The sequence below is a fragment of the Phytopseudomonas punonensis genome (genome assembly GCF_900142655.1).
GTDB classification, from domain to species: Bacteria; Pseudomonadota; Gammaproteobacteria; order Pseudomonadales; family Pseudomonadaceae; genus Aquipseudomonas; species Aquipseudomonas punonensis.
Genome location: NZ_FRBQ01000005.1, coordinates 246,775 through 264,796, shown reverse-complemented (window position 1 = coordinate 264,796; position 18,022 = coordinate 246,775). Strand labels below are relative to the sequence as shown.

General features: G+C 63.0%; 18 protein-coding genes. 7 read left to right on the top strand and 11 right to left on the bottom strand.

What is annotated here, in order from left to right; genetic code table 11:
* Positions 1-2 precede the first annotated feature (2 nt).
* The 3 genes from BUC40_RS15245 to BUC40_RS15235 form a co-directional block, all read right to left on the bottom strand.
* A complete protein-coding gene (locus BUC40_RS15245) occupies positions 3-1,247 on the bottom strand; it encodes an SfnB family sulfur acquisition oxidoreductase (RefSeq protein ID WP_073267017.1) in 1,245 nt (414 codons plus the stop codon).
* A 70-nt stretch (positions 1,248-1,317) separates the two neighbouring features.
* On the bottom strand, positions 1,318-2,547 hold the full coding sequence (locus tag BUC40_RS15240; protein ID WP_073267016.1) for an acyl-CoA dehydrogenase family protein: 1,230 nt from the start codon (positions 2,545-2,547) through the stop codon (positions 1,318-1,320).
* Positions 2,544-3,506, bottom strand: coding sequence for an aliphatic sulfonate ABC transporter substrate-binding protein (locus BUC40_RS15235; RefSeq protein ID WP_073267015.1), 963 nt, complete (start codon positions 3,504-3,506; stop codon positions 2,544-2,546). The genes BUC40_RS15240 and BUC40_RS15235 overlap by 4 nt, the downstream gene beginning before the upstream one ends.
* Positions 3,507-3,879: 373 nt before the next feature.
* Here BUC40_RS15235 and BUC40_RS15230 point away from each other — a divergent pair, with 373 nt between their 5' ends.
* The 4 genes from BUC40_RS15230 to BUC40_RS15215 all read left to right on the top strand — a co-directional run bounded on the left by BUC40_RS15230 (position 3,880) and on the right by BUC40_RS15215 (position 7,958).
* Positions 3,880-5,196: an OprD family porin gene (locus BUC40_RS15230; RefSeq protein ID WP_073267014.1), complete on the top strand. Its 1,317-nt coding sequence runs from the start codon at positions 3,880-3,882 to the stop codon at positions 5,194-5,196.
* 217 nt (positions 5,197-5,413) lie between these two features.
* Positions 5,414-6,406 (top strand): aliphatic sulfonate ABC transporter substrate-binding protein, encoded by a 993-nt coding sequence (locus BUC40_RS15225; protein ID WP_073267013.1) that lies wholly within the window; start codon positions 5,414-5,416, stop codon positions 6,404-6,406.
* Between the two features lie 2 nt (positions 6,407-6,408).
* The gene (locus BUC40_RS15220) at positions 6,409-7,230 is read left to right on the top strand and encodes an ABC transporter permease (protein WP_073267012.1); all 822 of its coding nucleotides are present in this window, start codon (positions 6,409-6,411) and stop codon (positions 7,228-7,230) included.
* Positions 7,227-7,958 (top strand): ABC transporter ATP-binding protein, encoded by a 732-nt coding sequence (locus BUC40_RS15215; RefSeq protein ID WP_073267011.1) that lies wholly within the window; start codon positions 7,227-7,229, stop codon positions 7,956-7,958. Before BUC40_RS15220 ends, BUC40_RS15215 begins: the two co-directional genes overlap by 4 nt.
* Positions 7,959-8,302: 344 nt before the next feature.
* Here BUC40_RS15215 and BUC40_RS15210 read toward each other — a convergent pair whose 3' ends face one another.
* Together BUC40_RS15210 and BUC40_RS15205 are read right to left on the bottom strand one after the other, a co-directional pair.
* Positions 8,303-8,821 (bottom strand): rhodanese family protein, encoded by a 519-nt coding sequence (locus BUC40_RS15210; RefSeq protein ID WP_073267010.1) that lies wholly within the window; start codon positions 8,819-8,821, stop codon positions 8,303-8,305.
* A gap of 4 nt (positions 8,822-8,825) precedes the next feature.
* Positions 8,826-9,125: an ArsR/SmtB family transcription factor gene (locus BUC40_RS15205; RefSeq protein ID WP_244160658.1), complete on the bottom strand. Its 300-nt coding sequence runs from the start codon at positions 9,123-9,125 to the stop codon at positions 8,826-8,828.
* An 89-nt stretch (positions 9,126-9,214) separates the two neighbouring features.
* On the opposite strand from BUC40_RS15205, the gene BUC40_RS15200 reads away from it, so the two are divergent.
* Positions 9,215-10,090: an MBL fold metallo-hydrolase gene (locus tag BUC40_RS15200; protein ID WP_073267008.1), complete on the top strand. Its 876-nt coding sequence runs from the start codon at positions 9,215-9,217 to the stop codon at positions 10,088-10,090.
* A gap of 142 nt (positions 10,091-10,232) precedes the next feature.
* Here the strand turns inward: BUC40_RS15200 and sseA are convergent, their stop codons facing one another.
* From sseA to BUC40_RS15185, 3 genes are all read right to left on the bottom strand, one after another.
* Positions 10,233-11,084 (bottom strand): 3-mercaptopyruvate sulfurtransferase, encoded by an 852-nt coding sequence (gene sseA, locus BUC40_RS15195; protein WP_073267007.1) that lies wholly within the window; start codon positions 11,082-11,084, stop codon positions 10,233-10,235.
* A gap of 124 nt (positions 11,085-11,208) precedes the next feature.
* Positions 11,209-12,147, bottom strand: coding sequence for an L-threonylcarbamoyladenylate synthase (locus BUC40_RS15190; RefSeq protein ID WP_073267006.1), 939 nt, complete (start codon positions 12,145-12,147; stop codon positions 11,209-11,211).
* Positions 12,148-12,254: 107 nt separating this feature from the next.
* On the bottom strand, positions 12,255-12,533 hold the full coding sequence (locus BUC40_RS15185) for a peptidylprolyl isomerase (RefSeq protein WP_013791549.1): 279 nt from the start codon (positions 12,531-12,533) through the stop codon (positions 12,255-12,257).
* 142 nt (positions 12,534-12,675) lie between these two features.
* Between BUC40_RS15185 and BUC40_RS15180 the strand changes: the two genes are divergently transcribed.
* Both BUC40_RS15180 and BUC40_RS15175 read left to right on the top strand, forming a co-directional pair.
* A complete protein-coding gene (locus BUC40_RS15180; RefSeq protein WP_208605777.1) occupies positions 12,676-13,893 on the top strand; it encodes a PilT/PilU family type 4a pilus ATPase in 1,218 nt (405 codons plus the stop codon).
* A 103-nt stretch (positions 13,894-13,996) separates the two neighbouring features.
* Complete coding sequence (locus BUC40_RS15175; protein ID WP_073267005.1) at positions 13,997-14,608, top strand: DJ-1/PfpI family protein; 612 nt, start codon at positions 13,997-13,999, stop codon at positions 14,606-14,608.
* On the opposite strand, the gene BUC40_RS15170 is transcribed toward BUC40_RS15175, so the two are convergent.
* The 3 genes from BUC40_RS15170 to BUC40_RS15160 form a co-directional block, all read right to left on the bottom strand.
* Complete coding sequence (locus BUC40_RS15170; RefSeq protein WP_073267004.1) at positions 14,605-15,123, bottom strand: thioredoxin family protein; 519 nt, start codon at positions 15,121-15,123, stop codon at positions 14,605-14,607. The genes BUC40_RS15175 and BUC40_RS15170 overlap by 4 nt on opposite strands.
* A gap of 64 nt (positions 15,124-15,187) precedes the next feature.
* Positions 15,188-15,913 (bottom strand): substrate-binding periplasmic protein, encoded by a 726-nt coding sequence (locus BUC40_RS15165; RefSeq protein ID WP_073267003.1) that lies wholly within the window; start codon positions 15,911-15,913, stop codon positions 15,188-15,190.
* A 145-nt stretch (positions 15,914-16,058) separates the two neighbouring features.
* Positions 16,059-18,014, bottom strand: coding sequence for an acetoacetate--CoA ligase (locus BUC40_RS15160; protein ID WP_073267002.1), 1,956 nt, complete (start codon positions 18,012-18,014; stop codon positions 16,059-16,061).
* Positions 18,015-18,022: the final 8 nt, after the last annotated feature.

Sequence of the window (18,022 nt, the reverse complement as noted above, 5' to 3'; positions counted from 1 at the left end):
GCTCAGATCCAGGAATGGCGGTTCGGGCGGTTGCCATTGAGGTGCCAGGCGCCGATGGCGTGGTACTTCCAGCGCACCGGGTCGTGCAGGGTGTGGGTGCGCGCATTGCGCCAATGACGGTCGAGGCCGAATTCGGCCAGGGTGGCGCGGCTGCCGGCCAGCTCCAGCAGCTTTTCGCTGGCTGCCAGGGAAATTTCGGTGGTCAGCGCCTTGGCTTCAGCGACTGCAATGGAAGCGCGTGCAGCCGCATCGGTGTCGATGGGCGCCGAAACCGTTTCATCGAGCACGCGCGCGGCTTTGTGCAGCAGCGCTTCGGCGGCGTGCAGCTCGATCTGCAGGCGGCCGATATCGGCGATCACGTACGGGTCGTCACCGGCGCGCTCGACCTTGGCATCGATCCACGGCCGCGCTTTGTCACGCACGAAGGCGATGGCATCGCGCAGGGCGCCGTCGGCGATGCCGAGGTCGATAGCCGCCTGGATCAGTTGGGAAAACGCGCCCTGAATGCTCGGTTTGTCGGCCAGCGGCCACAGCGGCACCAGGTTGCCTTCGTCGACTTGCACCTCATTGAGCAGCACGGTGCCACTGGCAGTGGTGCGCTGGCCGAAACCGGACCAGTCGTTGACGATGCGCAGGCCCGGGCGGCCGCGCTGGATAAAGGCCAACCACGGGCGGCCCTGATCGTCCAGCGCCTTGGCGGTGACCCAATGGGCGAACAGGGCGCCGGTGGAATAGAACTTTTCACCATTGAGCAGCTTGCGGCCATCGCGCTCGATCAGCCGCGCCTGAATATCCAGGGTGTGCTTGCTGCCGCGCTCGGGGCCGCCGTTGCCGATGCGCCAGCCGGCCAGCACGCTGGTGAACAGGCGCTGCTGTTGCTCGGGGCTGGCGACGGCATGCAGCAGGCCGATCAGGCCGAAGTGGTTCTGCGGGATCTGCCCCAGCGCCGGGTCCACGGCGCTGATGATGCGAAACACCTCGGCGATGGTTGCGTACGACAACTGCGGGCCGCCAAAGGCGCGTGGCACGGCGATGCTGCCCAGGCCGCTGGCGGTGAAGCGCTCTACCAGCTCCCAGGGCAAACGCCGCTCGCGGTCACGCTGAATAACGCCTGCTTCGGCGGCGCGGGCCAGGGCATGGGCGGCCTCCAGCGCTTCGGTATCGCTGGTGATAATGGCTGCGTGGTGTAAAGGCGGGGCGACGTCCTGGTCGGATGCGCTGTCCTCAAGGGTAATCGGACCTGTCATGTGAACCTCATCGTGTGGATGTGCACGCAGCGGCGCGGGGGTGGCGCGCTGCGGCGGGAAACGGGCGTGATCAGCTGTACAGCGAGGGTTGCGGGCCCTGGCCGCTGAGCAGCCAATGACCGAGATCGCGCACTTTGTAGTCAACGGGGTCGTGCAGGCTGTGCACCCGCACGTTGCGCCAGAAGCGGTCGAAGCCGTAGCGCGAGCTGGTGGCGCGGGCGCCCATGTTCTCGAAGATCTGGCTGGTGATATCCAGGGCGCCGCGTACCGCCACCACCTTGGCTTCGCTGATCGCCAGGGCGACGTCGGCGCGTTCGGCGGCGGTCAGTGCCGATTTCTCCCAGGCGCTCTGCAGGCGCGCGGCCGCGTGTTCGGCCAGTGGCACGGCGGCGCGGTAACGCAGCCAGAGTTCGCCATAACGCTGCTGGATGAACGGGTCGTCGCTGGCCTTGGCGACACCGGAAGCCGGCCAGGCGCGGCCTTGCTCGCGGGTATAGCGCAGCGCCGCATCCAGTGCCGCCTGGGCGTTGCCCAGGTACAGCTGGGTGAGAATGAGCTGCGACAGGCAGGCGCGCAGGGTGGTACGCGGGCTGGGACCGACTGGGCCGAGCAGTTCGCTACTGTCGACGAATACCTGCTCGAACTGCACGGTGCCGCTGTCGGTCTGGCGCTGGCCGAAGCCGTCCCAGTCGCTGTTAACGCTCAAACCGTCGCGCCCACCCGGCAGCACGATAAACACCCGATCTTCGCTGCGATTGCCACGCGGTGCGCTGATCACCAGCGCATCGGCGCCCAGCGCGCCTGAGCAAAATGACTTGCTGCCGTTGAGTTCGAAGTGCTCCTCGCGCGTGCTGAGCGCCAGGCCGGTATCGCGGCCATTGGTGGCGTTACCCCAGAACCAGTTTTCCTGCACGGTGCGGGTCAGCCAATGGCGCTGCTGCTCGGGGTTGCCAAACAGCTGGATGGTCGCCACTTGCAAATGCTGGAAGGCGAACAGGTGAGCCAGCGAACTGTCCGCCGCAGCCAGGTGGCGCACGATGCGGTAGATCTCCGGCCAGGCGACGCCTTGGCCACCAAATTGTTGCGGCACGGCGAGGGTCAGCAGGCCACTGCCGCGCAGCAGTTCGCGTTCTGCCGGCGCGCTGCCGCCGGCCTTATCGCGCTCCACGGCGCTAGTGGCCAACTGCTGCGCCAGGCGTTCGACCGTGGCGGTGCGGCTGCCGAAATCGGCCGGGAACAGATGCGCAGCGAACAGCGGCTGTTCCTGGGGGGCCAGGTGAAGGCGCGCTTCGCTGCTCATTTCGCCGGGCTCCAGATGGCTACCTTGCGGGCATCTACGGCTTTAGGCAGCAGGCCGGCGGCAAAGAACGCATCTGCGATCTTCTGTTGCTCGGCCAGGCTGCCTGGTTGCACCAGGCGAACCTGATAGCTGCGTTTGGCATTGGCTTTTTCGACCACCGCCGGGTCGAGGTTGCCCCACAGTGGGCCGAGGATTTCGGCCGCCTGGTGCGGGTTGGCGCGCAGCCAGTCACCGGTTTTCACCAGTTCGCTGAACACGCTCTGCAGCACTTGTGGATGCGCCTTGGCGAACGTGGCGCTGGTCAGGTAATAGCGCTGGTAGTCGGCCAGGCCCTCGCCATCAGCAAGGATGCGCGTAGGCAGTTGCTGCTGGGCGCCACTGATAAAGGGCTCCCAGGTCACCCAGGCATCCACCTTGCGATTTTCGAAGGCAGCGCGGCCATCGGCGGGCGTGAGGTAAGCCGGTTCGATATCGCTGAACTTCAGGCCAGCTTTGGCCAACGCGGCGATCAGCAGGTAGTGCACGCCAGCGGCTTTGGTGACGGCGACCTTCTTGCCCTTGAGGTCAGCCAGGTTTGTGATCGGCGAATCCTCGCGCACGACGATGGCCTGGGCATGGGGCGAGGGCGCTTCTTGGGCGAAGTAAGCAAGGTCGGCCCCGGCGGCCTGGGCGAACACCGGCACGGTGTCGGCGACGTCAGCCGAGAGGTCGATATTGCCGACGTTGAGGGCTTCGAGTAGCGGCTGGCCGCTGGGGAATTCGTGCCAGCTGACGGTGATGCCCTGTGCGGCCAGGGTCTTTTCCAGGCTGCCTTGTTGTTTGAGCAGGCTGATCAGCGTCGAGGACTTCTGATAACCGATACGCAGTTGTTCGGCAGCGCCCGCCAGTGGCGCGGTGGCCAGGCCGAGGCTCAGCAGCAAAGCGAGGAAAGGGCGGTGCAGGGCGTTTGGCAGTGACATGGCAGGGCCTCGACAAAAACGCGTGGCGGCCATGCAGGGGACGATCACACGTACTTCATGAATGAGCTAGAGAAGTCCGGTGATCCGGTGTCGAGAAGCTAATCGATATAAAAAATGGTTAATAAATATTTTTTTGGAATTAGCTTAGTCCGATGCTCGGTCGATTCGCATATGCAAAATAGTTACTACAAAGTGAAAAATAATTCTTTTTAGGGATTAACGTTGCTCTCGTAAATTAGCCGTCAGCCGACAGCGGACCACCGCATCGGGCCCGAATCAGGGGCTCTCTGCCAACGTCTTTGTGTCGGCGACCGTCGAGCTCCTGTGCCGTGCCCGTTCACAACAGCACACACCCAGCATTGGAGCATCGAGCATGAACAAGTCCACCCTGGCACTGGCCGTCTCCCTGGCCGCACTGGCCACCGAAGCGAGCGCCGCCGGCTTTATCGAAGACAGCAAGGCCAGCATCGGCCTGCGCAATTTCTATTACGACCTCAACACCAAGAACACCGCCAACAACAATGGCGAGGCGCAGGAGTGGGGGCAGGGTTTCATCTTCAACTACAGCTCGGGGTTCACCGAGGGCACCGTCGGCTTCGGCCTGGACGCCATCGGTTTGCTCGGTGTGAAGCTCGATTCCGGCGGCAAAGCGGGCAAGACAGGGCGTGATCGCACCCCAGGCCAACTGTTCCCGCTGGAGAGCGATGGCAGCGCGGTGGACGACTACAGCAAGGCCGGCGTGACCGCCAAGCTGCGTCTGTCGAAGACCGAAGCACGCATCGGCGCTCTGCAGCCCAAGCTGCCGGTGGTGACCTTCAACGATGGTCGTCTGCTGCCGCAAATCTTCCAGGGCGGGCAGATCACCTCCAGTGAAATCGATGGCCTGACCCTCACCGCCGGGCAGCTGGAAAGCACCAAGACCCGCAGCTCGACCGACGATATCGCCCTGCGTATCGCTGGCGCCTCGGGCGACGCTGACACAAACAAGTTCTACTTCGCCGGCGGCGACTGGAAGGCCACCAAAGACCTGATGCTGCAGTATTACTACGGCAACCTCGAAGACTTCTACAAACAGCACTTTCTCGGCCTGGTGCACAACTGGGCCATCGGGCCGGGCTCGCTGAAGAGTGACCTGCGCTACTTCGACAGCAACTCCGACGGCAAGAACGGCAGCGCAACGGGCCGTGCCGAGGGTTACACCAGCGCCGGCTACTACGGTAACGGCGTGACCTCCGGCGAGGTCGACAACCAGACCTGGAGTGCCTTGTTCACCTACACCCTGGGCAGCCATTCCGCTGGCCTGGGGTACCAGCAGGTCGAGGGCGACAGTGCCTTCCCGTTCCTCAACCAGGGTGGCGGCGCATCGTCGTACCTGATCACTGACCGCCAGCTCGGCAGGTTCGCCAGCGCCGGCGAGCGTACTTGGGTGGCTGAATACGCCTACGACTTCGCCAAGATCGGTGTGCCGGGCCTGAAAGCCAGCGTCGCCTATCTGAAGGGTGACAACGTCGACTCCGCCAGCGGCGACCTCAAGGAGTGGGAGCGTGATCTGCGCCTGGATTACACCCTGCTCGACGGGCCGCTCAAGGGCCTGGGCGTGTCCTGGCGCAACGCGACCCAGCGCGGCAACGTCGCGACTGACGCTGACGAGAATCGCCTGATCTTGAGCTACACCCTGACGCTGCTGTAACCGAACCAGCCCAAAGTCTGCTGCGCGTCGGCACTGCTGCGTTAAAAACAGGCTCGGAATGCTCATGTACAAAAATACAGTCGCCCGCGACTCCGACCGTTCCTCGCCTCTTTTTGCCTTGCATTGCTCTAGCTCGCGATCCTTTGGACAGGTTCCCCATTGATATTTCTGATCGGCCCGGCAACGACCTGGTCGGTCGTTCATGTGGAACAAGATCATGAAAAAAACCGCTTTGCGTGTCGGGCTCGCCGCCCTGTTTGCCGCCTGGCTGCCGGTTGCTGTGCATGCCGCGCCGCCGAAGGAAGTGCGCCTCGATTACGCCTATTACGCGCCCACCAGCCTGGTGCTCAAGCAGCAGGGACTGCTTGAAAAAGCGCTACAGCCGCAAGGCATCAGCGTGAAATGGGTATTCAGCCAGGGCAGCAACCGCTCGCTGGAATACCTCAACGGTGGCAGCACCGATTTCGCCTCCACCGCCGGCCTGGCCGCAGTGTTGAGTCGCGCCAATGGTGCACCGATCAAGACCATCTACGTGGCCAGCCGCCCGGAATGGACGGCGCTGGTGGTGCCGAAAGATTCGCCGATTCAGTCCGTGGCCGACCTCAAGGGCAAGAAGGTGGCGGCCACCAAAGGCACCGATCCTTTCCTGTTCCTGCTGCAGAGCTTGCAGAAAGCCGGCTTGAACAAGAACGACGTGGAAATCGTCCACCTGCAGCACCCGGATGGTCGCGTAGCCCTGGAACGCGGTGACGTGCAGGCCTGGGCCGGGCTCGACCCGCTGATGGCGTCGAGCGAATTGCAGGCCGGCTCGCGCCTGCTGTATCGCAACCGCGACTTCAACAGCTACAGCGTGCTCAGCGTGACCGAGGCTTTCGCCAAAGAGCAGCCGGAGTTGATCGAACAGGTGCTCGCGGCCTACGAGCAGGCGCGCCAGTGGGCTATTGCCAACCCGGATGCCTTGGCCCAGTTGCTCGCCGATGAAGCCAAATTGCCGCTGGAAGTGGCCAAGCTGCAGCTGTCGCGTACTGACTTCAGCAACTCGCAGCCCGGCACTGAGCACATCAAGGCACTCAAGTCGGCAGCGCCGATCCTGCTCGAAGAGGGGCTGGTACGCCCGGGCACCGACGTTGCCGGGGTGGTCGATCAACTGATCACACCGCAGCTGGCAGCCAAGGTTATCGCTCGCTCCGTGGCCAAGGCGGGTAACTGATCATGAAGGCGCTAAGCCTAGCCATCGCACGGGGCCTGCCCGCGTGGCGGCCCCGACTGAATGACCTGCGTGGTTGGGTGGTGCCACTGCTGTTGCTGGTGCTTTTGGAAGCTCTGGTGCGCATTGGCGTATTGCCTAGCCACCAGATGCCGGCGCCCAGCCAGGTAGCGCAAACGCTCTACCTGTTGGCGCAGAGCGGTGAGCTGTGGCGACATTTGAGTGCCAGCCTGCTGCGCGTTGGCGCCGGTTTCTTCATCGGCGCCGTGCTGGCGATCATCATCGGCACCTGGGTTGGCCTCAGTCGTCGGGCCGAGGCGTACCTGGAGCCGACCTTCCAGGCGCTACGGGCGATTCCCAGCCTGGCCTGGGTGCCGTTGCTGCTGCTCTGGCTGGGTATCGACGAGACGCCGAAGATTGTGTTGATCGCTCTGGGCGCATTCTTTCCGGTGTACCTGGCGCTGCTGGCGGGCATCCGCAATATCGACCGCAAGCTGGTGGAAGTCGGCCAGCTCTACGGGCTGCCGGCATTGACGCTGGTGCGCCGTACTCTCCTGCCGGCCGCGTTGCCGAGTCTGTTCACCGGGCTGCGTGGAGCGCTGAGCCTGAGCTGGATGTTCCTCGTCGCTGCCGAGCTGATCGCCGCAACCCGTGGCCTCGGTTATCTGCTTAGCGATGGTCGTGAAACCTCGCGGCCGGATCTGGTGATTGCCGCAATTCTGCTGCTGGCGCTGCTCGGCAAACTCAGCGACAGCCTGCTCAAGGCCTGGGAAAACCGGGCACTGCGCTGGCGTGACAGTTACCAAGGTGGGGAGGGCGGAGCATGAGCGCGTTGCTGCAATTACGGAACATTCACAAGGCGTTTGCCGATGTGCGCGTGCTCGAAGACGTAAGCCTCAGCCTTGGCGCTGGTGAGGTGGTCAGCCTGCTTGGCCCCAGTGGCTGCGGCAAAAGCACCTTGCTGCGCATCGCGGCTGGGCTGGATCGCGAATACCAGGGCGACATGCAGCTCGACCGTCAGCTTGAGCGCGTACGCGGTAATGGCATTGGCGTGGTGTTTCAGGAGCCGCGGCTGATGCCCTGGCTCAGCGTGGCGCAGAACGTCGGCTTTGCCGACGGCTGGATCGCCGATGACAAGTGGGTGCAGCAACTGCTGCGCGATGTCGGCCTGCAGGGACGTGGTGACGCCTTGCCCAAGCAGCTGTCCGGTGGCCAGGCGCAGCGTGTGGCTATCGCCCGTGCGCTGTACGGCAAACCGCAGGTGTTGTTGCTGGACGAGCCGTTCAGTGCGGTGGATGCCTTCACACGGATGAAACTGCAGGATCTGGTCGCCGACCTGGCGACTCGCTACGAGATCGCCGTGCTGCTGGTCACCCATGATCTGGACGAGGCGTTCTACCTGAGCGATAGGGTGCTGATTCTTGGCGGCACGCCCAGCCGTTTACAGCGTGAACTGGCAGTGCCGCTGGCGCGCCCGCGGGATCGTCGCTCGCCACAGTTGGCGCAGCTGCGAAGCGAAGCATTGACCGAGTTGTACCATTCCCACGCGCTATAAGCGGTTGTCCACTATCTATCTAGGCATGCGCATGGGCAGATACAAGGCAAAAGCGGTCGCTCCCTGCGTAGGGTGGACAACGCTCTTTTTGTCCACCATTGCGATCGCAGAGCGGTGGACGGGTCGGGCCGCGTAGGTGAAGCGTCGTCCACCCTACGAAAGGCCGCTTCCGCCACGTTGCAGTCAAAATAGATCAAGCCCGGCATGCAGGTCGTGAGCAGGCGCTAAGCGCCCGCGTTTGGAGGCGGGGGGTTTAGGCGTCACATCACGCAGTGGCTTCCGTCGTATCACTGCGAACACTTCTGCACATCGCCACTTCACTTGAACGGCGCGTACATAAGCGATCAGACCGTCGCGCGTCTGTTCCATGGCATGACAGCCAGTAGTCTGGCCATGCCGCACCAGCCGGTCACACCAGCAAACATCAATCCGCCACCGACAAACGCAGACAGGCCGAAGAAGCCTGGGGCCACCAATAGGCCCAGCAGAACGCCGGTCAGCACCAGCGCGCCGGCAGTGATCTGCACCTGCCGCATGATTTCTATCGGTTGTGAGCGATCAAGAAACGTAGGCTGACCCGCCTGTCGCCATGCGTCGATGCCGCCGCCGAGGATATAGGCGGGTGCATCGCCTGCCGCGTCACCGAGCTGCACCGCATTGGCAGCGGTGCGCATGCCAGACTTGCAATGGAAGATGATCGGGCCTCCGTCATGGGGTAGATCATTGATCCGATCGAGCGGTATGTTCATTGCGCCCGGGATACGCTCGCGCGAATGTTCGTCGGCGCTGCGAATGTCGACCAGGCGTGCACCGTCGTCGATAGCCGCTTGTGTCTCAACAGGGGAAAGGGTCTTGAGCGTCATCGCATCAATCCTGGCAGTAGAGCTGATAGAGGGTGGCGAGCAGTGTTTCTATGCGGGTGTCGGCGATGGCGTACCAGATCGTCTGGCTTTCACGCCGATAGGTGACGAGGCCTTCGTCGCGCATCTTGGCAAGGTGCTGAGAGCAAGCCGATTGCGACAGGCCGACATCGCGGGCCAGGTCGCCGACCGTCACCTCGCCATGTTCGACCAGCTTGCAAAGCAGCATCAGTCGCCGCGTATTGCCGATCGCCTTCAGTGTGCCGGCGACCTGTGCGGCTTTCGTCTCGAACGTCGCCAGATCCATAGGTGCTTTAAGCATCGCTCACCTCTAAATTAGATATTGCTTGTTTAGCATTCTCTAAAATACATTCGCAAGCGCTAACGGAGGAAATCATGAGCCAACCCTTCATCGAGGCGTTTTTCGACGAGCCGACCCATACGATCAGCTACCTAGTGGGTGACCCCGCGACACGTATAGCGGCGGTAATCGATCCGGTACTCGACTTCGATATGGCCAGTGGCGTCGCGGACACAGGCTCGGCCGAGCGGATCGTCACCTTCGCCAGCGACCATGACTGGCGGATCGAGATGGTGCTGGAAACACACGCGCACGCTGACCACCTTTCTGCTGCTCCATTTATCGCTGCGCATACCGGCGCATGGATCGGTATCGGCGCGCATATCCGCGACGTGCAAAAAATTTTCCGTCCCGTGTTCGCGATGGACGATCTCAAGACCGATGGTTCGGACTTCGACAGGCTATTCGAAGATGGCGACCTCTTTGCTATCGGCATCCTGCAGGTGGAGGTGCTCCACGTCCCGGGGCATACGCCAGCCGATGTGGCCTATCGCGTTGGCGATACAGCCTTCGTAGGCGACACGCTGTTCATGCCCGACTACGGAACCGCCCGTGCCGACTTCCCCGGTGGGAGTGCGCGTACGCTCTACCGCTCGATTCGCCGGCTGCTGGCGCTGCCTGATTCGACGCGCCTGTTTTTATGCCACGACTACAAGGCCCCGGGCCGTGATGACTATCGTTGGGAGACGACGGTGGGCGAGCAGCGCCGGTCGAGCGTGCATGTCCATGACGGCGTGAGCGAGGACGATTTCGTTGCGATGCGTGAGCAACGCGACGCCCGCCTTTCAGTACCGAAGCTGCTTCTGCCCTCGATTCAGGTCAACATCCGCGCCGGGCATTTCGTCGAAGCCGAGGCAAACGGCGTGAGCTATTTGCGTATTCCGGTCAAATGGAAAGATGGGCGCGGGTAGGGCGTTAGTGCAATCAGCTGCGGCGTTGCTCTCGAACAACCGCGTGGCTGGCGCTGGCCATAGCTGGCGCAGCTACACGGTGAGGCGCTAACCGAACGCCTTAAAACAAGAGGCGCCCGCCGGGGAGGCGGGCGCTTCGGTGTTACACCACGCCAGTAGCTTTCGGCGTATCGGTGCGGCTGCCCCATTCGGTCCAGGAACCGTCATACAGGGCGCCTTCCGGCAGCCCGGCAACTTCCAGGCCGAGCAGCAATACCGCCGCGGTAACGCCGCTGCCGCAGCTGGTGATTACCGGTTTCTTCCCGTCGACACCGGCTGCGCTGAACAAGGTGCGTAGGGTCTCCGCTGGCTGCAGCGTGTGATCGCTGCGCAAAAGCCGGCTATAGGGCAGGTTCTGGCTGCCGGGGATATGCCCGGAGGCGACGCCCGGGCGCGCTTCGGCGGTGCTGCCATCGAAGCGGTTGGCGGCGCGGGCGTCGAGGATCAGCGTGTCGTCGCGCTCGATGGCCTCCAGCACGTCGCCCAAGCCACGGACCTTGCGGGCGTGCACGTTGACCAGGAAGGTGCGCTCGCGAGCGACCGACGGTTCGCCAGCTTCGGTGGCGCGCTGTTCGGCCAGCCACTTGGGCAGCCCGCCATCGAGAACCGCGACGTCCTGGTGGCCGAAATAACGAAACAGCCACCAAGCGCGGGCTGCGGAGAACAGCCCCTTCTGGTCGTAAACCACAACGCGGGTGTCGTTGCCCACGCCTTCGGCGCCGGCCAGCCGCGCGAAACGGCCCTGGGACGGCAGGGTGTGGGGCAGCGGGGTGTCGGGGTCGGAAAATGCGTCGATATCGAAGAAGCGGGCGCCGGGAATATGCGCCTTGAGGTATTCCTCGCGGCCATTTTTTCCTTCATTGGGCAGGTAGGTGCTGGCGTCGAACAGCACTACGTCCGCGGCATTACCTTCGCTGGCGAGCCAATCGGTTGTTACCAGGGGGCCAAATGTCATCCTTCGTCTCCTTGCGTAGCATTGGCGTTCATCCTGCCAGCTTGACGGGCGCGGTGCAGCCTTTGGCGACCTGCTGTTACAAACCGATTTCGCCTATGCATAGAACGCTCGCGCCAAGGCTGCGCTACTCAGTGGTGGCGCGCTGCAGGCGCTCGTGCACAGCGGCCCAGGCGGCGCCCTGCGGCGGCAGGGCGATATGCAGGTGACGCAGCTGCTGGGCATCGAGCTGGTAGAGCGCTGCGTACAAGCCGGCAGCGTAGCGTTCGGGATCGGCGCTCAGGTCGATGGCCGGGCCGCGAGTTGGCCGCGGCTGGCCGCACCAGATCCAGCCGCAGTCCGCGGCATCCAGCGCCGCCTCGGGAATCTCCACGAAGGTGCTGGCCAAGGTGCCTGGGGCATAGTGACGGCGGTGCTGGCCCGGAGCACGCAGGCCGCCATCGCGGGTTTCCAGATTTTGTCCGAGTACCTGCTGCAGGCGCTCCTGGTCGAGCATGCCGTGGCGTAGTAGGCGCAGGCTATCGCCGGGCAGCAGGGCAACGATGCTCGACTCCAGACCAACCTGGCAGGCGCCGCCGTCGAGGATCAACAGCTCGCTGTCGGCGAACTGCCAGGCGACGTGGGCGGCGCTGGTCGGGCTGATCGACATGTAGCGGTTGGCCGAAGGCGCCACAAGCCCGCCATCGAAGGCCTGCAGCAAGGAACGAGCACCCGGATGGGCCGGCACGCGCAGAGCGACACTGTCCTGACCGGCAGTGACGCTGCGCAGCACATCGTCCCGCGCTGGCAGCACCAGGGTCAGTGGCCCAGGCCAGAAGGCATCCATAAGAAGTTTGGCCTGAGGTGGAATCTCGCTGACCCAGTCGGCAGCCTGGCTGGCATCGGCCAGGTGAACGATCAACGGATTGCTGTCCGGGCGCCCCTTGAGTTGGAACACCTTGGCCACGGCGTCGCCGTTGCGGGCGTCAGCCGCCAAGCCGTAGACGGTTTCAGTCGGCATTGCGACCAGTTCGCCGCTCTGCAGCTGCCGGGCGCAGCGTTCAATGTCGTGGGTGATCGTGGGCATGGGTAACAAGCTTGCTCGTGGTATTCGTGTGGCCACCACTATGGGCGGGCGCGGCGATTCTAAAATTTCTCACCGCTGTTTGGCAGGCGATTTCGGCACCCTGGACATCAGTCGCGGAAGAACACCTGTACCAGGTGATAGCCGAACTGGCTCTTGATCGGGCCGTGCACTTCGCGCAGCGGTTTCTTGAAGATCACCTGATCGATCACCCGCACCATCTGCCCTGGCCGCACCTCGCCCAGGTCGCCGCCTTTCTTGCCGGACGGGCAGGTCGAGTGCTTGCGCGCCAGCACATCGAACGCCTCGCCGCCGGCGATACGCTTCTTCAGAGCCGCGGCTTCAGCTTCGGTCTTGACCAGGATGTGGCGGGCCATTGCCTTTGCCATGACAGGTTCCTCATTTATCGGGCGCATATTGTGCCAGTATTTGCAGCGCCATCTAAATGGCGTCATTTATGCGGTCTTTTCTGGCCGATTTATCAAAGAATTTTGGCTAACGTAATAGCTTCAGTCGACGGGAATGCTGCTCATGGATCTCCAAGCAATGTTGAAAATCCTCTCCAGCCAGGACGGCTCGGACCTGTACCTGTCGACCGGCGCGCCGCCCTGCGCCAAGTTCAACGGCGTGCTCAAGGCACTTAGCGGCGAGCCGCTGAAGGCCGGCGCCGTAGCGGAAATCGCCGATGGGGTGATGGATGCCGCTCAGCGCGAAGAGTTCGAGCGTGAGTTGGAGATGAACCTGGCGATTTCCATCAATGGCGTCGGGCGCTTTCGGATCAACATCTTCAAGCAGCGCAACGAGGTGTCCATCGTCGCGCGCAATATCAAGCTCGACATTCCGCGCTTCGAGGATCTAAAACTGCCCGAAGTGCTGCTCAAGACGGTGATGGAAAAGCGCGGCCTGGTGCTGTTTGTCGGCGGCACTGGCTCAGGTAAATCGACGTCGCTGGCCGCGCTGATCGACTACCGCAATCGCAACAGCGGTGGGCACATCATCACCATCGAGGATCCGGTGGAGTACGTGCACCGGCACAAGAAGTCGATCATCAATCAGCGCGAAGTCGGTGTGGATACGCGCAGCTTCCACGCTGCGCTGAAGAACACCCTGCGCCAGGCGCCGGATGTGATTCTGATCGGCGAGATCCGCGACCGGGAAACCATGGAGCATGCCCTGGCGTTTGCCGACACCGGCCACCTGGCGATCTCCACCCTGCACGCGAACAATGCCAACCAGGCGCTGGACCGCATCATCAACTTCTTCCCCGAAGATCGGCGTCCGCAGTTGCTCAACGACCTAGGTAACAACCTCAAGGCTTTCGTTTCCCAGCGCCTGGTGAAAACCACCGACGGTAAGCGTAGGGCGGCCGTCGAAGTGCTGCTCGGTACGCCGACCATCCGCGACCTGATCAAGCGCAACGAGTTTGCCGAGATCAAGGAGATCATGGAAAAGTCCAAGAACCTCGGCATGCAGACTTTCGACCAAGCGTTGATCGACCTGGTCAACGAAGGCGCCATCGACGAGGAGGAGGCGGTCAAGAACGCCGACTCGGCCAACAACGTGCGCCTCAAGCTCAAGCTCTATCGGGAGAATCCAGCTGTACCTGCGCCCGCGGCCCAGCCAGCGGCTCCGGCGGCCGAGGTTCGCGCAGCGAAGCCAGCCGAGGCCGCAGACTGGGGCCTGGAACTGAAGCTGGAAGATATCGAGGAAGAGACACCGTCCGAGGACCCGGGCCGCCACGGCATCTGATTCAGGCTCTGTACTGTATGGGCGAAATCGCGCCGCGCTGTGCGTGGCGCGCATGCCGGGATGACCGTAGATTGCAGGACGGATCAGATTTCTGGAGCAGGGCATGCGCGTAGCCGTACTGACATTCGATGGTTTCAACGAGCTTGACTCGTTTATCGCCAGTGCCTTGTTCAATCGCCTGCGCGAGCATGGCTGGCAGGCGCATATCACCTGCCCGAGCGAGCAGGTAACCTCCATGAACGGCGTGCTGGTGCAGGCTCAACAGCCGCTCGAGTTCGCCCGCGAAGCGGATGTGGTGCTTTTCGGCAGCGGCATCAAGACCCGCGAGGTCGCCCAGGACGCAAGCATCCTCGAGCGCCTGCAGCTCGATCCGCGCAGGCAGCTGATCGGCGCTCAGTGCTCGGGAACGCTGCTTATGGCCAAGCTGGGTTTGCTGCAGGCGATGCCGGCCTGTACCGACCTGACCACCAAGCCCTGGGTGATCGAGGCGGGTGTCGACGTGCTGAACCAACCCTTCTTCGCCCGTGGCAACATGGCCACAGCGGGCGGCTGTCTGGCTGCGCCGTACCTGGCCGCCTGGGCCATCACTCGGCTCGCGGGTGAGCAGGTGAGTTCAGAGGTGCTGCACTACGTGGCGCCAGTCGGAGAAAAAGAGGCATTCGTCGAGCGGGCAATGAATGTGATCCGCCCTTATCTGCCGGCGAGCACTGCTTAAATCCGCTCGCGTTTCTCTTGGGTTTCGATGATCGCCAGTAGATCATCAATCGTACTTTCCAGATAACGACCCGCGCGGTAGTCAGCCTGGATTGCTTCGCCGCCGTCGACGACTGCCTGCGGTTGCTCGACGAAACGGCCGATTAGCTCGAACTCTTCGTTCAATACCAGCACCAGCGGAATAGAGATGCGCTCCAGCTCCAGCCGCGTTTTCAGCGCATGCTCGGCGCGGGCCTTGGAGATGATCGCCAGGCTCACCTTCGGTTGCAGGCGCTGCAGGTGCGCCATCGCCGCCAGGTTGAGTTGGCAATCCGGGCACCACATTTCGCCGGCGGCCAGTAGGTGATAGCGGCCCTTGATAGCAGCCAGGCGTTGCTGAGTATTTGCGCTGAGGGCGTCGGCGCGGCCGAGCTGCGCTTCGGCGGTTTGTACCGTCTCGATTTCGGTGGGCAGGCCGCGGCTGGCGAAGGCGGAGAAAGGCTCGCCGATGGCGAACAAGTCCTGGTAACTGGGCATTGGCGTGCTCCTGTGGGCGGTGGCGCAGTCCAGCAGAAAAGCAACCGTGCGGCAATCGTGTTGGTTATCGGTTTGGCACGTAGCGTTCGATAATGCGCTGCAGGCTGCCATCACTTCGCATGGTTTCCAACGTGTCGTGCACGGTTTTGACCAGTTGCGGGTCGCACTGCAGCGAGCAGGCGATGTACATGTCCTGGGGCGCGAGCAGGGCGCTCATTGCCAGTTCAGGACCGCTGTCCCATTGATGACGGCCTTCCAGATCGGTGGTGAACCAGGCATCCACACGGCCACGCCTGACCAGCTGGATCGGCCGGTCGCCAAGCTTAAGGGCATAAAGCTGGTCGCTTGCGAAGCCGGCTCGGCGCAGAATCTCTTCCTGTGCCGAGCCCAGGCCGACGGCCACCAGGCGATATCGCTGGCGCGCTTCTTCGAGGCTGGAGACTGGGTTATCGAGGGTGAAGAAGGCGCGGTACAGCGGCTGAATATTCGCTACCCAGGTGTAGAGGGCTTCTCTTTCCGTGGTTCTGGACAAGGGAACGATCAGTGCATCGCTTAGCTCTTGCGTGCGTCTCTGTGCCCTGGGCCATGGCATGTTTTGTACCGCTACACCATAACCGGCGCGTTGCAGCGCCATGATGGCGATATCGCCGGTAATGCCGTGGCCATCGTCTCCATGCAGGGCCAACGGTGGGGCGTCCGGCATAAACAGCTGGATAGTGCGCGGTTCGGCAACTGCCGAGCAGCACAGCAGCAATGGCAACAGGCAGGCGAGAAGGCGCAACGTGGGCATCCCTTGGCGTTATGCCATGAGTATAGGAACTGCCTGGCGGGATATCTGTGAACTACTGGTTATTGGCCAGCAAAAGCGACGAGTTGCTCGATGGTACGGGCAGGGCTGGCAATCGCCCGGGGGGCTGGCCCGGGCGATAGGTCGGTCAGTGCTGCAGTTGCGGCAGGTCGCGATACAGCTCCAGCGCCTGAGGATTGGCCAGGGCATCGGTGTTCTTCACCGGTTGGCCGTGCACCACGTTGCGCACCGCCAATTCGACGATCTTGCCGCTGATGGTGCGCGGAATGTCGGCTACTGCAACGATGCGCGCCGGCACATGGCGCGGCGTGGTGTTGGCGCGGATCACCTGGCAGATCTGTTTGTGCAGCGCTTCGTCGAGCGTCACGCCGTCGCGCAGGCGCACGAACAGCACCACGCGCACATCGCCTTCCCACTCCTGGCCGATGGCGATGGATTCCAGTACCTGCTCGACCTTTTCCACCTGACGGTAGATCTCTGCAGTGCCGATGCGCACGCCGCCGGGGTTGAGTACCGCGTCCGAGCGACCGTGGATGATCAGCCCGCCATGGGGCGTTTCTTCGGCGTAGTCGCCATGTGCCCAGACGCCGGGAAAGGTATCGAAGTAGGCGCTGCGGAATTTCTCGCCGTCCGCATCATTCCAGAAGCCCACCGGCATCGAGGTGAAGTGCTTCGCGCAGACCAGCTCACCTTTCTCGCCGATCACCGCCTGGCCGGCGTCATCCCACACCTGCACGTCCATACCCAGGCCCTTGCACTGGATTTCCCCGCGGTACACCGCCGCCACCGGGTTGCCGAGGGCGAAGCAGGAGACGATATCGGTACCGCCGGAAATGGACGACAGGCAGACATCGGCCTTGATGTCGCGGTACACGTAATCGAAGCTTTCGTGGGCCAGGGGCGAGCCGGTGGAGAGGATTGCCTTGAGGCGGCTCAGTTCGTGGGTTTCGCGAGGCTTGGCACCGGCCTTTTCCAAGGCGGCGATGAACTTGGCGCTGGTGCCGAACACACTGATGTCCTCGGCGTCGATCAGGTCGATCAGCCGTGTCGGCTCCGGGTGGAAGGGCGAGCCGTCATACAGCACCAGGGTAGCGCCGAGGGCCAGGCCGGAAACCAGCCAGTTCCACATCATCCAGCCACAGGTGGTGTAGTAGAACAGGGTGTCTTCGGCCGTCACATCGCTGTGCAGGCCAAGCTCCTTGACGTGCTGCAGCAGCGTGCCGCCGGCGCCATGGACGATGCATTTGGGCACGCCGGTGGTGCCGCTGGAGTAGAGAATATACAGCGGGTGATCGAAGGGCACGGCGGTGAACTGCGGCTCGCCCTCGGCCTTGTAGAAGTCTTGCCAGAGAGTAGTTAGAGCAACTGACTTGTAATCAGTAGGTCTGGCCTCTGTTCGCGCATAAGGCACCACGACCAACTGCTCCAGGCTGGGCAGGTGCGAGAGAACCTCGTTGAGCTTATCCGTCAAATCCAACGTTTTGCCGGCGTAGCGATAACCGGCGCAGGCGATCAGCACCTTGGGTTCGATCTGGCCAAAACGGTCGATGACTCCTTGAGTGCCGAACTCCGGCGAGCAGCTCGACCAGGTGGCACCCAGGCTCGCGGTGGCGAGCATGCCGACCAGGGTCTGCCAGGTGTTGGGCATAAAGGCCGCGACCCGGTCGCCAATGCCCACGCCAGCCGCGCGTAGGCTGCGCTGCAAGCCGGCAACATGGGTAGCCAGTTGTGCGTAGGTGAGCTGCTCGCGGCTGCCGTCTTCGCCGATGGCGACGATGGCCGGATGCTCGTCACGGCGACGCAGCAGGTGTTCAGCGAAGTTCAGGGTAGCACCGGGAAACCAGTGGGCGCTGGGCATCGCCGGGCCTTCTTCGAGCACCGCCTTTGGCGCCTGGTCGAAGCGGATATCGAAGACCTCGACTATGGCCTGCCAGAACGCTTCGCGCTCACTTACGCTCCAGGCGTGCAGCGCCGGGTAATCGGCCAGTTCCAGGCCGTGGCGCTGGTTGATGAAGCGGCGAAAGCCATCCATGCGGGTGGCGGCGATGCGAGAAGCGGAGGGTGTCCAGAGTGGCGTGTTCATCGGTACAT